Annotated in this window: 14 protein-coding genes and 1 other RNA gene; 11 read left to right on the top strand and 4 right to left on the bottom strand. The window is 34.8% G+C overall.

What is annotated here, in order from left to right; genetic code table 11:
* The first annotated feature begins 292 nt into the window (after positions 1-292).
* From phhA to ffs, 5 genes are all read left to right on the top strand, one after another.
* The gene (phhA, locus tag ACPUVN_RS11530; protein WP_426369133.1) at positions 293-1,081 is read left to right on the top strand and encodes a phenylalanine 4-monooxygenase; all 789 of its coding nucleotides are present in this window, start codon (positions 293-295) and stop codon (positions 1,079-1,081) included.
* 53 nt (positions 1,082-1,134) lie between these two features.
* Positions 1,135-1,473, top strand: a complete 339-nt coding sequence (locus tag ACPUVN_RS11525) for a 4a-hydroxytetrahydrobiopterin dehydratase (protein ID WP_426360183.1) — start codon at positions 1,135-1,137, stop codon at positions 1,471-1,473.
* A 186-nt stretch (positions 1,474-1,659) separates the two neighbouring features.
* Positions 1,660-3,210 (top strand): transcriptional regulator TyrR, encoded by a 1,551-nt coding sequence (tyrR, locus tag ACPUVN_RS11520; RefSeq protein ID WP_426360184.1) that lies wholly within the window; start codon positions 1,660-1,662, stop codon positions 3,208-3,210.
* 191 nt (positions 3,211-3,401) lie between these two features.
* A complete protein-coding gene (locus ACPUVN_RS11515) occupies positions 3,402-4,298 on the top strand; it encodes a DUF3014 domain-containing protein (protein ID WP_426360185.1) in 897 nt (298 codons plus the stop codon).
* A gap of 159 nt (positions 4,299-4,457) precedes the next feature.
* Positions 4,458-4,554: signal recognition particle sRNA small type (gene ffs / locus ACPUVN_RS11510), an RNA gene on the top strand.
* An 810-nt stretch (positions 4,555-5,364) separates the two neighbouring features.
* Here the strand turns inward: ffs and ACPUVN_RS11505 are convergent.
* The 3 genes from ACPUVN_RS11505 to ACPUVN_RS11495 all read right to left on the bottom strand — a co-directional run bounded on the left by ACPUVN_RS11505 (position 5,365) and on the right by ACPUVN_RS11495 (position 7,177).
* Positions 5,365-5,631 carry a late competence development ComFB family protein gene (locus ACPUVN_RS11505; protein WP_426360186.1) on the bottom strand — a complete coding sequence of 89 codons (267 nt, stop codon included), beginning with the start codon at positions 5,629-5,631 and terminating at the stop codon, positions 5,365-5,367.
* Positions 5,632-5,784: 153 nt separating this feature from the next.
* Positions 5,785-6,396, bottom strand: a complete 612-nt coding sequence (priC, locus tag ACPUVN_RS11500) for a primosomal replication protein PriC (protein ID WP_426360187.1) — start codon at positions 6,394-6,396, stop codon at positions 5,785-5,787.
* Positions 6,397-6,403: 7 nt separating this feature from the next.
* Positions 6,404-7,177, bottom strand: coding sequence for a sulfite exporter TauE/SafE family protein (locus tag ACPUVN_RS11495; protein WP_426360188.1), 774 nt, complete (start codon positions 7,175-7,177; stop codon positions 6,404-6,406).
* A gap of 570 nt (positions 7,178-7,747) precedes the next feature.
* Between ACPUVN_RS11495 and ACPUVN_RS11490 the strand changes: the two genes are divergently transcribed.
* The 6 genes from ACPUVN_RS11490 to ACPUVN_RS11465 are packed head-to-tail and all read left to right on the top strand — an operon-like array spanning position 7,748 to position 12,691.
* Positions 7,748-8,527 carry a DUF3450 domain-containing protein gene (locus tag ACPUVN_RS11490; protein ID WP_426360189.1) on the top strand — a complete coding sequence of 260 codons (780 nt, stop codon included), beginning with the start codon at positions 7,748-7,750 and terminating at the stop codon, positions 8,525-8,527.
* Positions 8,527-9,870: a MotA/TolQ/ExbB proton channel family protein gene (locus ACPUVN_RS11485; protein WP_426360190.1), complete on the top strand. Its 1,344-nt coding sequence runs from the start codon at positions 8,527-8,529 to the stop codon at positions 9,868-9,870. The genes ACPUVN_RS11490 and ACPUVN_RS11485 overlap by 1 nt, the downstream gene beginning before the upstream one ends.
* Entirely contained in the window at positions 9,870-10,394 is a 525-nt protein-coding gene (locus ACPUVN_RS11480; RefSeq protein WP_426360191.1) for a MotA/TolQ/ExbB proton channel family protein, read from the top strand. The genes ACPUVN_RS11485 and ACPUVN_RS11480 overlap by 1 nt, the downstream gene beginning before the upstream one ends.
* Before the next feature lie 12 nt (positions 10,395-10,406).
* Positions 10,407-10,808 (top strand): ExbD/TolR family protein, encoded by a 402-nt coding sequence (locus ACPUVN_RS11475; RefSeq protein WP_076418675.1) that lies wholly within the window; start codon positions 10,407-10,409, stop codon positions 10,806-10,808.
* Positions 10,809-10,811: 3 nt separating this feature from the next.
* Complete coding sequence (locus ACPUVN_RS11470; RefSeq protein WP_426360192.1) at positions 10,812-11,429, top strand: energy transducer TonB; 618 nt, start codon at positions 10,812-10,814, stop codon at positions 11,427-11,429.
* A 2-nt stretch (positions 11,430-11,431) separates the two neighbouring features.
* Complete coding sequence (locus tag ACPUVN_RS11465) at positions 11,432-12,691, top strand: tetratricopeptide repeat protein (protein WP_426369132.1); 1,260 nt, start codon at positions 11,432-11,434, stop codon at positions 12,689-12,691.
* A gap of 1,094 nt (positions 12,692-13,785) precedes the next feature.
* On the opposite strand, the gene ACPUVN_RS11460 is transcribed toward ACPUVN_RS11465, so the two are convergent.
* Entirely contained in the window at positions 13,786-14,763 is a 978-nt protein-coding gene (locus ACPUVN_RS11460; protein WP_426360194.1) for a tRNA-dihydrouridine synthase, read from the bottom strand.
* Positions 14,764-14,998: the final 235 nt, after the last annotated feature.

Here is a 14,998-nt window from a genome sequence, read left to right as displayed (position 1 = left end):
TTATTTCAAACTGTACTCGCTTTATAAGTGATGAATATTTTAAGTTTTATTTTAACGATATAAATATTCATCACTAAAAATATGACTCATCTCTGTATTTCTTTGATTACGAAACTGTAATTAAAACTGTACAAAATTGGGGGTTGGTTAAAAACTATCACATTCCCCTCTAGTGCTTTTTCCTAAAAAACTATCGTACTATCTAGTCATTGCGTTACTCACGTTATTCACATTACTTCATCCGATATAGAAAAACATTTTCGGTTAATGGTAATTACAAGGGTTTGTAGAAATGGCTAAATCAACAATATATGAATCAAGACAAGCTGACAAAAATGGCTTTATAGAATGGTCTGATGAAGAAAACTCAATTTGGAATGAATTAATTACTCGACAATTAAAGGTTGTGGAAGGCGTTGCATGTGATGAATTTACCCAAGGTCTAAAACTATTAAACTTACCTTTAGACAGAATTCCTCAATTACCTGAAGTTAGTAAGGTATTAAAAAGTACAACAGGTTGGCAGTGTGAGCCTGTAAATGCACTTATCGGTTTCGGTGAGTTTTTTAGATTACTTTCCGAACGTAAATTTCCTGTAGCGACTTTTATCAGAACACGAGAAGAGTTTGATTACTTGAAAGAGCCTGATATTTTTCATGAAATTTTTGGACACTGTCCATTGCTGACCAATCAATCGTTTGCAGATTACACTCAAGCGTACGGTCAAATGGGACTTAATGCGACCAAAGAGCAACGTGTATTCTTAGCGCGCTTATATTGGTTTACCGTAGAGTTTGGTTTATTAGATACTGAAAATGGTATTAAGCTATATGGTGGAGGCATACTATCCTCACCTAAAGAAACGAAACATGCGGTTTATGGTAAAGATGTAAAACGTGTGCCGCTAAATATTTTAGATGTATTAAGAACACCTTATAAAATCGATATTATTCAGCCTATTTATTACACCTTAAACAAGGTGAAAAATTTAGATGATATTAGAAAGTTTGAAGTAGAAGAAATTATGGCATTTGTTGAAGAAGCCAAAGAACTTGGTTTATATGAAGCACTATATTCATAATTATTAAAGAACACTCACTTATATTTACTCATTAAAAAGAGGTTATAAATTCAATGACTGATCAATTATCAACACAAAAATGCGAAGCTTGCCAAGCAGGAGCTCCTGCAGTTACTGATGAAGAGCTAGCGGTACTTTTAAAAGAAATCCCAGATTGGACACCTATTGTTAAAGACAATGTAATGATGTTGGAAAGAGTGTACACCTTCAAAAACTATAAACTTGCTTGGGCTTTTGCTAATAAAGTTTCAGAGCTTGCGGAAGAAGAGTTTCATCATCCAGGGACTTTACTTGAATGGGGCAAAGTAACGGTTACTTGGTGGACTCATGCAATTAGTGGTTTACACAAGAATGATCTTATTTGTGCAGCTAAAACAGATAAACTTTTATAAGCATCTCTAGTGTTTTAGAAGTTCAGAGTTTCCCACCTCTAAGTTTGTGATTCAGGACGAATATATCTATTCGTCCTAAACTTAGCTAAATATATTAAGAATTATGTACTTAGTGTCGATATTTTTATTGTTGTAACTATTAGTTTACATTAAAGTGTATGTCTCTTCATTATTTAGGTTTGTTGTATGCGCTTAGAACTATTTTGTCGTAATCGGGTTGGTATTCTTCAAGAAATAACCGCTATATTTGTTGAACATAATATAGATTTAGTCGGTATTGAATTACATCAATCTGGACATGTTTTTATTAATACGCCAAATATAGACTTTGTTGAGCTACAACAAATCATGCCACAACTACGTTTGATCGATGCAGTTGACGATGTAAAAACTATTCCTTTTATGCCATCTGAAAGGGAAAAAAATGAATTTGAAACACTGCTTAAACACTTCCCAGATCCCTTCATATCGATAAATGCCAAAGGGCAAATTCGAATGCTCAATAATCTGTCTTCCTCAATGGTAGGAAACAGAGAAAACGCTTTAGTTGGCGAGCAAGTTAATAGTATTCTAAAAGGTTTTAACTTTAATAAGTGGTTAGATCATCATGAGGTTTTAGCGCAAACCATTCGATTAAAACTTCATAACGAAGACTTTGTTGCTGACTTAATGCCAATACATGTTAGTGAAGGTGACAACGATCATGTTTTAGCTGGCGCTATCGTTATTTTGAAATCTGAAAGTAGGCTAGGGCAACAGGTTAGCGCACTTAAACAAATTGATGATAATAACTTTGCTGGTATACAAGCAACTAGTGGTGCGATGAGGAAAGCTATCAGAGAAGCGAGAAGAATGGCGCTTTCTGACTCTTCTATTTTGTTATCAGGTGAAACAGGTACAGGTAAAGAGCTTTTAGCACGTGCATGTCATGCAGCTAGTGAAAGGGCAGAGCACGCTTTTATGACCTTAAGTTGTGCTGCTCTTCCTGATGACTCGGCTGAAACTGAGTTGTTTGGCTTAGGTTTACGTGGTGAAGCATCAAGTAAAAAAGGGCTATTTGAATTAGCGAATGGTGGAACTATCTTTCTTGATGAAGTCAGTGAGATGTCGCCTAAGCTACAAACTAAATTATTACGAGTGATCCAAGATGGTCATTTTAGAAGAGTAGATGATGAACAAGAAATAAATGTAAATGTGCGTATTATTGGTTCAACTAAACGAGATTTACTACAACTGGTTTCGCAAGGTTTGTTCAGAGAAGATCTTTATTACCGTTTGAATGTTTTAGGTTTAAGTATTCCATCATTAAGAGAAAGACGTTCTGATATTATTCCTTTAGCCGAATACTTTATTGCTAAATCAGGACTTAAAATTGGAGCTACCAATCTTTCAATGTCTGATGACTGTCGTGAGTTTATCGAATATTACCCATGGCCTGGCAATGTCCGACAATTAGAAAACGTGCTTATTAGAGCGGTATCTTTAATCGAAGGGCAGGTGATTGCGATAGAGCATCTCGAACTGCCCGCTTATACCCGCGAACACGGATATTTAGAACAAGACTTCGAAGGGACTTTAGACGAAGCGGTTAAAAAATATGAAGCTGACTTGCTGAGAAAGCTCTATCCAGCATATCCAAGTACTCGACAACTCGCTAAAAAATTAGGTTTAAGCCATACGGCTATAGCCAATAAACTTCGCGAATACGATATAAGTAAAAAAACAGTAAAAATTTAACAATATTATTATCTCATTGTCTGGCTAATCTTGTGTTTTATTACATAAATAATTAAGTGTCGAATTTGTTTTGTAACAACTGCAGACACTTAAAACAAAAAGATACATAATAATAATATGATTATCTCAAGCACGAATTATACTACCCTCTAGTAGAACGTGTTTTTAAGTTAAATAAGGTTGTTATGAATATGTCTTCAGATGAAACAAAACCATCCTCATGGGCTCTTGTTACAATAATCATCGTTATTGTTCTTGGTGTGTTTTTAGCTTGGAAGTTTTTACTCTCTGATCCTCAAATTGAAGAAGTACCTGTCATTATTGATGAACCTGTTGTTATTGAGGCGCCTTTAGAGTTTCCGCCTGCCATTGACGAGCCCATTGATGAAAGCTTCACTACTTCACTTCCTGATGAACCATCACAAACAGAAATACCGACACAAGAACTACTCGAGCCTGAAATCATACCTATTACACCAATATTAGATGACAGTGACTCTTGGGTACAAGAAAAATTATCAGCCATTATTTGGAGAAAAGAACTCCTCGAACTATTGATTGATGAAGACATGATCCGCAGATTTGTTGTATTCGTAGATAACTTTGCTCAAGGAAGTGTTGTATACAGCCATAGCCCTTTTATTAAACCTAAGAGTTCTTTTATTGCGAAACAAGAGGCCGTGGATAATACCCTAAATGAAGAAAGCCAAGTATTTAAACTTGATGAAGCAAGCTTCAAGCGCTTTTCTTTATATGTTGATTTGTTTAGAGCTGCAGATACTGAGACCTTAGTAGAATGGTATGAAGAATTACATCCTTTAATTGTTCAAGCATACTCAGAGTTAGGCTACCCAGATAAAGAGTTTGATGAAGTGTTACAAGCTTCTATAACCAAAGTTTTAGATTTAGAGTTTCCTAAAGAAAGCGCTGAACTGATTCGTCCTAGTGTTATGTACCAATATAAATCAGCTGAAATTGAAGCTTTAGATGATGCAGACAAACTAATGCTTCGTATAGGTAAAGACAATTTACTTATTATTAAATCTGTACTGCTAGAAATTAACGAGAAACTTAATAAAGATCATTAATCGACTCTGCTTTTAGTATGATTTCTTCTTTGAATGAATACTTGATTATTTATATTTGTATGAAAAAAAAGCAGACGAAACAAATCATGATTTTAGTACTTGCAACACGCTAACGGTTTAGGGATAATCCCTGCCGTTAAACAAGCTCTATGGTGACCACTTCGGTCCCCTCGCAATGATACTTTGTGAACTCAGCCAGGTCCGGAAGGAAGCAACTGCAGCGAAGAACTCATGTGCCGAGGTGTGGCTGATTTGGTTACCACCACTTCTTACCATCTAATATCCTCTTTTTATAAATTCTAATCGTTTCTATTTTATATATTGAATCTTTAAACCTTTTTATTATCTATTATTGTATCCAGCATTCTATTAAATTACCTTTTAACGATTTTAAACATTATGGCAGCCTTATTATTTAGGCTCTAGGTTATCTAAATAACCTGATCTCGGCTTAATATATTCTTCTATAACAGCTAATTTTACTTTCATCATCGTTAAATTTACTTGTAATAGGCTAGCTATTGACGCGAAATTTACCTTGAAGAAAGAAAAACTATCAAGCTAGCGTATAAGTTAAATTTTATTAGTAATAATCTCAATGAATGTTTTTATAGCCGTTACACTTTGTGAGTTTGTCCTCAGATATACTTGTAATAGGAGGGCTATGAATGTGTTTTATTTTGAAATAAGAAAACTTATAAAGCTAGATCTGAGATTGAAAAATACTATTGATTGCTGATGAGGTTTTTACATAATAGGATTGATTGGTCACTTCTGATTACTTCAAAGCGTGTACACATAAATAGTGTGTACTAAACGAGTAGGTAGATACTCTAAGGACTCTAGTTTTGTATTCTTAATATGCTGTGATTATGTCGCTCATAGGTTACCAATGAAGAAGCTACTAGCAATGAGTGATATAAAAATTTGTGCAGAGACTTGATATGAGAGTGATTGAGTAAGTCCTATCAATACTTTACTGATTAAATTCTTGTTACGTTAATCAGTAAAGCTAATAAATATGGTACTTATAATTAATAGATAGCTAGGCTCTAATTCTCTGTGTTTATTCTGTATGATGTAATGTCATAAACTCTATCGCTTTTTCTATTGCTTTTTTTACTTTGCTTTCCATTTCAAAACGTTCAGAGGCTGGCGAATAAAATGCCATGTCTACTTCATGTCTAATATAGCGAGTAGGTAGCTGGTTAAGTACAACACATGTTAGATCAGCAATAAAATCTTCGTCATACTTCTCATCAACTTTCATTAAAACAAAATGCTGTGAAACTAATTTTTCATAATAATTATGAATGTCGTCAGATATTTTCATCAAAGTTTCCTAAATTAATCATCTAAAGCCAAGTATAGACAGTATATTCGAAAACAGAGAGATTTAACATTTAACAGATTGATACTTGGTGAATAAAGCTATTTAAGTTTATATTTTATTGAAGTGTATATTAATATGATTTTTTAAAAGGGGCTAGTTACGACTCTCAAACTTAACAATGTCAGTTTCTATTTTTGAGATTGCTTGTCTACATCGACCTAATCGTTGGTGTAATGTGAGAACCTCTTGAGATACTTTATCAAAATTAGTATTCGAAGCTTGAACACGTTCTTGTTCTTTGTCTTGCAGCATTTGTGAAAGTCGACGTTCAAATTCATGATGTTCTGATAAGTTTTGATATAGGTTTTGTGTAGGTTGAATAACGGCTTTTACCGCTTTTTTATATCTACGACTCGCCATTGCATTTAAACGATTTTGGGCTTCATCATGGATATTTTTATTTGACTGAAAAGCATTATGTAAAGATGATATTTGTTTTTCAATAAGCTCGATTTGGTATTTTGATAACTCTTCATTTTTATTTTTAATCAAGCGTTCAAGTTGTAATGTTTTATTTTTGATTTCTATAACGTAGTCATTAAACAAATCACTTTTGGTATTAAATAAATCTATAGAAAACATAGGAGAGTCTTGTAATAAAGAATGTGCCTTTAATTTACTATTACTACTATCTAGCGCTAAAGCTGTTTCTTCTAAATCAGCAAGTATGAGGTATATTTTTTCTATAGAAACTGAATTTTTCATAGGTGTTTTACCAAGCTTGATAAGCTAAGTTGATAGCCATACCAATAACGATTACTGCGAAAACAGGACGAATAAATTTACTGCCTAACTTTATAGCAAAATGTGACCCGACTAGCGCGCCCAACATAATGAAAATACCTATCGATAAACCTAAGATGAAATTTACGTGACCTAAATAAATAAAGGTTAATAAACTACAGAAATTACTTACAAAGTTTGTTGAACGCGCTAATCCACTACTAATTAATATATTAATTTTATATAGTATTGTAGAAGATACCATCCAAAATGCGCCTGTTCCTGGGCCCGCAACACCATCATAAAACCCTAATGTTAACCCTTGTATAACTTGCTTAGTAAATAACTGTTTATCTTGTTTAGGAAGATCTGTTGACTCTTTAATTACATTTTTCGAAAATACGGTATATATAGCGGTTAATACGATAACAACAGGTAGAGCTATCTCTAAAAATCCAGTACTTAAATGATTAACTATCAAGGTACCTACAACTGCGCCGACGGCTGTTGTGTATAACGAGTATTTCCAAAACACGGGATTAAAAAGTTTCTTCTTATAAAATGCGACAGAAGCTGTGAAAGAGCCGAATGAAGCTGCAAGTTTATTTGTGCCTAAAGCTAAGTGAGGAGGAAGTCCTGCTGTAAGTAGTGCGGGAATAGTTAACATTCCACCGCCACCAGCAATAGCATCAATCATTCCGGCTATAAAACCGATACTACATAATGTAATCCATGTATTAAGATCAAGAACCACTTCGGTCAAGGTCATTTCCTAGCTATTCATAAAAATTCGGAGAGGAAGTGTATCATATTAAATTAATAAGGCGCCTCATGTTTTGAGTTGACGCTAATTAATGTGTTTTTAGCCCATAAAATCGACATTATTATGAAATTGACGAGTAGAGGGGATGAATACTTTTTTGAGTGAAAAATGTACTTATATGAGAAAAAATAACCAAAAACTTACTTTTATTTAACTTTTATTATAAGAATGTTTGACTTAGTACGAATGAATTAGTAAAACATATGCTGGCAAATATAAGTATAGTGTGGAAACTAAAAGTTTTATGGATAAACACTTTAATTATAATTACTGATAAACATATTATTCTTGTGTAGTATTTTTCTGGGTATAACATTATAAAACACAAAGAAAGTCTTCTATAAAAATCTTTTAAACTTATTCTCTTTTGTTGACACCAGTGTCAACTGGGAATATCGTATTATTCTTATTCTAGAGAAATAAAGTAATGCGTAAAATTTAATTAGATAATTTCATTTGCGTTAACAATAATATTTGTTATCAAAATTCAATAGCAATTGGTTGGGAACTATGTCCAAATTAAGTAAAAAAAGCCTTATCGCTTCATCAGTGATTGGCGCAATAACACTAGCAGCAAGCACTTTTGCAGTTGCAGATCAGTTATCTGATTTACAATCAGCAGAAGCTCGCACTTTCAAAGCATCGGTTCAGTCTCAAAAGAAAATCGATAGCATTTATGAACAAACCATTGATCTTTTAGGTGAATACCGTAATACAGTTGACGAAGCTGAAGTATTAGCTGGCTATAACGATCATGTTCAACTTATGGTTAACGACCAAGTTAAAAACATTGCTTCTTTTCAAAAGCAAATTGACGGCGTTGATAAAGTTAAACAAGGTGTTGTTCCATTAATGTACAAAATGATTGAAACATTAGAAAAGTTTGTAGAACTTGATGTTCCAATGGCTATTGATACTCGTAAAGATCGTATCGCAGGCTTACGTACAGTAATGAGTGACTCAAACGTTACTACTTCTGAGCAATTCCGTTTAGTTCTTGAAGCTTACGAAATTGAAGCAAACTACGGTACAGCTTTTGAAGCTTACCAAGGTGAACTTGATTTAGGCGATCGTACTATCACTGCTGACTTCGTTCACATGGGTAGAGTTGCTTTCGTTGCTCAGTCATTAGATATGAAAAATGCATGGGTTTGGAACAACAATACTCGTTCATGGGATGTATTAGGAGATGAATATATCAAAGCAGTTAAAGAAACCATTGCTATGGCACGTAAACAATTACCAATGGATTTAACAAAATTACCAGTATTTGCAGCAGGAGCTAAATAATGAAAAAGTTTCTTAATTATGTAATGCTTTCTGCTTCTTTTACATTAGCAGCTTCAGCTTCAGCAAACGATTTAAATGACCTTTTAAACCAAGTTAAAGCTGACAGAATTTCAGTAGCTAAACTTGATAAAAAACGTGAAGCAGAATTTATTGCTGCACGTGCTGACAAGCAAGCACTTTTGAAAAAAGCTCAAAATGAATTAGCAAATCAAAATGCTCGTAACAAACGTTTAACTCAAGAATATGCAGCTAACGAAATTACATTAGCTCAAAAAGAAGTTGAACTTGATAATGCTAAAGGTACTTTAGGCGAAATGTTCGGTGTGAGTCGTTCTGCAGCTGCTGATGCTTTCGGTGCTATCTCATCTTCAATTGTAAGTGCTGAATACCCAGGTCGTGGTGAAGCATTAAGCCGTATCGCTAACTCTAAAGAGATTCCAGCTTTAGAAGATTTAGAAGAATTATGGTTTGCATTACAAACTGAAATGACTCAATCAGGTGAAGTTTCACAATTTAACGTTGAAGTAACTGCACTAGATGGTTCTAAGTCAACTGAGTCTGTAACTCGTATCGGTACTTTTAACTTAGTTTCTGATAGCGGTTATTTAACTTACAATGATGAAGTATCTCAAGTTCAACCTTTAGCTAAGCAACCTGCTGGCTATATTTCAGGTACAGCTTCAAGCTTCTTCAATACATCTTCTGGTTATGCTCCAGTTTATGTTGATCCATCTCGTGGTGGTATCTTAGCGCTAGAAACTCGTAAACGTACTTTAATGGAATTTTACCATCAAGGTGCTGAAGTTGGTTACGCTATCACGGCTTTATTATTCTTAGGTATCTTAATTGCTCTTGAACGTTTCATCGTTTTAGGTTCTATGAGTGCTAAGATTAGAGCTCAAGAGAAAAACCTTGACCAACCTAACTCAAACAACCCTCTAGGTCGTTTACTTCAAATTTACCATGACAACAAGTCTGTTGATGCTGAAACGCTTGAACTTAAACTTGATGAAGGTATTTTACGTGAAACTCCAAAAGTTGACCGTGGTATTAACTTAATCAAAATGTTTGCTGCTATAGCTCCATTAATGGGTCTATTAGGTACAGTTATCGGTATGATCATGACGTTCCAAACAATCACGTTGTTTGGTACAGGTGACCCGAAAATTATGGCTGGTAATATCTCATTAGCACTTGTTACAACTGCTTTAGGTCTTATTTGTGCATTACCTCTAATTCTTATTCACAGTGTAATTGCTGGTCGTGCTAAATCAGTACTTCAAAAATTAGACGAGCAAAGCGCTGGTTTAATTGCTGCAATCGCTGAGAAGGAGTCTAAATAATGTTATTCCTGATAGAGCTTATAGAATCTGTCAGGAGTTTTATTGCGACAGGTGGTAATGTACTTTATGTTGTTGCCTTCGCTCTCTTTTTGATGTGGATATTGATGATAGAACGTTATTGGTTTTTATCATCTGTGTACCCAAAAATGAAAGACGATATCGTTGGACGTTGGGATGCACGTGAAGACACTACGTCTTGGTATGCACATCGTATTAGAGATACTTGGATCTCCGAAGCGACAGAATTATTAGAGCAGCGTATGCTCACAATTAGAACTTTAGTAGCTATGTGTCCTCTTATCGGACTATTAGGTACGGTTACAGGTATGATTGGTGTGTTTGAAGTTATGGCGCAACAAGGTACTGGTAACCCACGTTTAATGGCTGCAGGTATATCTATGGCAACAATTCCTACAATGGCAGGAATGGTAGCTGCATTATCAGGTGTATTTTTTAGCTCAAGATTAGACGCTAAAGTTAAACTAGCAAAGGCTAAACTGGTTGACAGTTTACCTCATCACTAGAGAGAAATTCGAATGGCACGTAAACGTACTCGTGAAGACGAAGAAGCAGTAATTGATATGACACCGATGCTCGACATCGTATTCATCATGCTGATCTTCTTCATTGTAACTACTTCTTTTGTTAAAGAAGCTGGTATTGAAGTTAATAAACCTAAAGCAGCGAATCAAAGTAAACAAAAATCAGCAAATATTTTCATTGCGGTGAAAGATACTGGTGAAGTTTGGTTTGATAAACGTCGTGTAGATATCGAACGTTTAGCCGCTAACATTGAAAAAGCATTAGCTGAACAACCTACTGACGTTGTTATCATTCAAGCTGACAAAGACGCTAAACATGGTGTTGTTGTTAAAGTGATGGATGCAATTAAAGATGCAGGTATAGACCGAATTTCTATTGCTGCAGCTAAGGGGTAACTTATGGTTCGCTTTTTAGTATCAATACTACTAGGCGCCGGGGTAACATTTGTACTATTTTCATTTATGGCATTTCTTGTTTCTAGCGGTGATAGAAACAAGGAAGAGCAATTAGAGAACATAATAGTAGAAGTTAACACTACGCCGCCGAAGTCGTCAGCAGAAACACGTAGACGTGTTCCGCCGCCGCCACCGCCGCCGCCTAAGTCTCCACCTAAGCCTCAAGCTCCAGAGCCTGAAGCTAACAACAATACAAGTGGCATTAGTTTCAACATGCCTGGTATTAAGTTGTCAGGAGCGAATGCAGGTATATCTGCACCGGGTGCTGGTTTTGGACGCGATGGAGATGCAACACCAATTGTTCGTATTGAACCTAAATATCCAATGCAAGCAGCTCGTGATGGTAAAGAAGGTTGGGTTAAACTTTCATTTACAATCAATGAAATTGGTGGAGTTGAAGACGTAGAAGTTATCGAAGCACAACCTAAACGTGTTTTTGATAAAGAAGCTAAACGTGCACTTCGTAAGTGGAAGTATAAACCTAAAGTTGTTGATGGTAAGCCTATGCGTCAAGCTGGTTTATCTGTTCAACTAGACTTTAAAATGGATGGAGGTAGCTAATTATGAATAAGGTTATTTTATCTTTAGTTATTGCTGCTTCGGTAACTGCAATGCAGTTACCTCTAACTTCGACTGCTTTTGCAGCAGGAGTTGGTACTGAAGAAAAAGCTAAACGACCAACACAACTTGTTGGCCCATCTGTTGGTAAAAAAGTTGCTGCTGCATTTGAATTGTATTCTGCTGATGATATCCCTGGTGCATTACAAATTTTATTAGATATAGATGCTAAGAAAGATTACGACAAAGCTTATGTTAATCGCTTTATCGCTATCATGTATGCAACTATGGGTGATAAAGAAGAAGAAGCTATTAAATACTTAGAAATGGCAATAAAACCAGATATCCTTAATGAAGGCGATCATGGTGATGCAATTAAGTTAGTAGCTGATTTACAAATGCAAACGCAAAAATATAGACCAGCATTAGTAAACTATAATCGATGGATGGACTTTACTGGTAAATCGGATGGTGACACATGGGTGAAAATTGCCAATGCTCACTATTCTTTACAAGAACTAGATAAAGTTATTGCTCCAGCTGATAAAGCGATAGCAGCTTTTGGTGATAAACAAAGTCAAAATCCTTACATTTTAAAACTTACCTCTTATTACGAGCGTAAAAAGTTTAAAGATGCGGTTAATGTTTTAGAAACGGCAGTTCAATTGTTTCCAGATGTTAAAACATTTTGGGTACAATTAGGTCAGTTTTATACATTAGTTGAAGATTATGATAAGGCATTAGCCACTTTAGATTTAGCTTATAAACAAGGTTACCTTGAGAAAGAGTCTGAAATTAAAGTACTTGCTAGTTTATATTCACAAAAAGCGATACCGTTTAAATCTGCAACCTTGTTAGAGAAGCATATTGCATCAGGTACAGTTAAAAGAGATGATAAAAACTTATCTACTTTAGCAAATGCTTGGCATGCGGCTCAACATATCGATAAAGCGGCTAAATATTATGGCGAATTGGCTAAGATGACCAATGAAGCTAAATATTACAGCAAGCAAGGTATGTTACTTAAGCAAGATGAGCAATTTAAGAGCTCTATCGTTGCTTTCAATAAAGCATTAGAACTTGGTGTTGATAATAGAGGTCAGTTATACATGAGTATTGCTGAAGCACATTTCTATTTAGAACAATACAAATTAGCTAATAATGCGATTGAAAAAGCAATGAAAGATCCTAAAACTAAGAGAGCTGCAAAAGGCTGGTCTGGTTTTATCAAGGATACTGCTCAACGTAAAAAAGTTTCTATTTAACTTCTTAATAGCGGCTTAATAAAAACCAGCATATATGCTGGTTTTTTTATATCTGAATTATCATATTTTGTCGTTAAGCCCCTCTGAATATACTTCCAGTTATCTCGATCTATTTACTTGTCCTTCCAATATATATAGAAATAACTTTCCTCAGCTAGAGTTAATACCAAACGGATTAATTTATTGAGCAACTTAGAGCTACATTAGCAAGCTTAGAACAAGCAAAATTGATTAAACATAGTTATTCTATATTTTTTTAATTTTGTGATGTTATCCGTTTACTAATGAGCTCCTGAAGGGCGAGAATTTAAAGGCTCATATGCCGCGTTATTAATTTTGACAAGTGAATAACCATTCTCTTCAATCAATGCCTTGCCTCTAAGCCTTTAAATTCTCGCTAAGAGAGCAATAAGTTAATCCGTTTGGTATAAGATCAATAAACTTTAAAATTGACTAAAAGGTTTCGTGAGGTAGTAAGTAGGTTTTAAAAGGCTTATAGAAATGAATGTTTGTTTTATATGAAAGTGAGCTTTATATCAAGATGGCGTTGTTCATTAAAACGTTTAATCTTTACTTATGATTTACCAAACACTTAAAAAAATGAGTTAGCTGATTAAGATAGCTTAGATGATTGGCTTAAGGTAAGAGTCTTGAGAGTTAAGATATTAGATTTATACCAAACGGATTAATTTATTGAGCAACTTAGAGCTACATTAGCAAGCTTAGAACAAGCAAAATTGATTAAACATAGTTATTCTATATTTTTTTAATTTTGTGATGTTATCAGTTTGCTAATGAGCTTCCGAAGGGCGAGAATTTAAAGGCTCATATGCCGCGTTATTGATTTTGACAAGGTTCCTACATGGATGTAGGACATTAGGGTAACGCAGGAGCAGTTACCGAGAATAACCATTCTCTTCAATCAATGCCTCGCCTACATGGATGTAGGTGCTTAGGTTCAGTCTGGAACTATGAACCTGTGCCTCTAAGCCTTTAAATTCTCGCTAAGTGAGCAATAAATTAATCCGTTTGGTATTACTTAATTAAGTCAGCTTAGATCTTCTATATTCTTATAAGTAAGGATTAATGGAGTATTAATTTATAGTATGGATAAAGTGTAATATTTCATCTTTGTTTTTTAGTCTTTTGATAGATTGGAACAGTTGCTCTGCTTGAGGATATTGCAATTTCAAATATTTAAGCCATTGTTTTAACCTGCTAGAGAAGTAAAAACTTTTATCCCCATTCAACTCAAGGTCACTATAGACAAGTAATAACTCTTTTAAATCAGTCCAACTCATCTCCTCTTCATTATATTTAATTGTATTTGCAATATTTGGTAAGGAAAGAGCACCTCGACCTAGCATCAGGTTTTTAGTGTTTGATACGTCAATACATTTAAATGCATCATCACTATTCCATATCTCACCATTAGCGTTAATTTGGATATTTGTTGTAGATACTGCTCTATTAATATATTCCCAATAAGCGGGTGGATTATAGCCATTAAGTTTTGTTCTAGCATGTATTGTCAGCTCATTAGCGCCTGAAGACTCTATAGCTGAAACAACTTCATCGAAAAGGTAAGTATCATTAAAGCCTAAACGTATTTTTGCTGAAAGGGGGTGTTCACTACTTATCGATTGCTTGATTGCTAAAAGTATTTGGTAAATTTTTTCAGGCTCATCGAGTAAGACAGCTCCACCTTTGCTTTTATTAACGGCTTTAGCAGGACAACCAAAATTTACATCAATACCATGAGAGCCTAGCTCAATAGCTCTGACAGCATTTTCAGCCATCCACGTAGGCTCTTGCCCTAAAAGTTGTATACGCAATGGTGTATTGTTGCTGGAGACACAGCCATGATGTAATTCAGGACAAATTCTATGATAAATAACTTTAGGTACAAGAGAGTCAACCACTCTAATAAACTCTGTAATACATAGATCGTAATCATTTATTGTGCAGAGTATCTTGCGCATCAAAGGATCAATAACACCTTCCATTGGGGCTAATATAAGCTTATTTACTTTAGGTGTTTGGTTTGCAGCTTTAATAAGAGTTCTCGGCACTAGAATGGCTATTATGCGTGTTTTATTAAGTTATGGCGGATTAGGAGCTATAAATTATTTTAATTCTAACATTAGGGTCTGTTGACCTTTCGAGATTGTTTTTACAGCAATGTGTTTGATATTCAGACAAGGCTGAGTCTGTGACGTGTAGCTAGCTACTCGAACAGACGATAACGTGGTATAAATTTCAAACACATGCTGCCCTTTGGGTTCATTTAAAACGAATTTACTCATT

The sequence above is a fragment of the Pseudocolwellia antarctica genome, assembly GCF_049933045.1.
Taxonomy (GTDB): Bacteria; Pseudomonadota; Gammaproteobacteria; order Enterobacterales; family Alteromonadaceae; genus Pseudocolwellia.
This window is presented reverse-complemented; position numbering and strand designations above follow the sequence as displayed.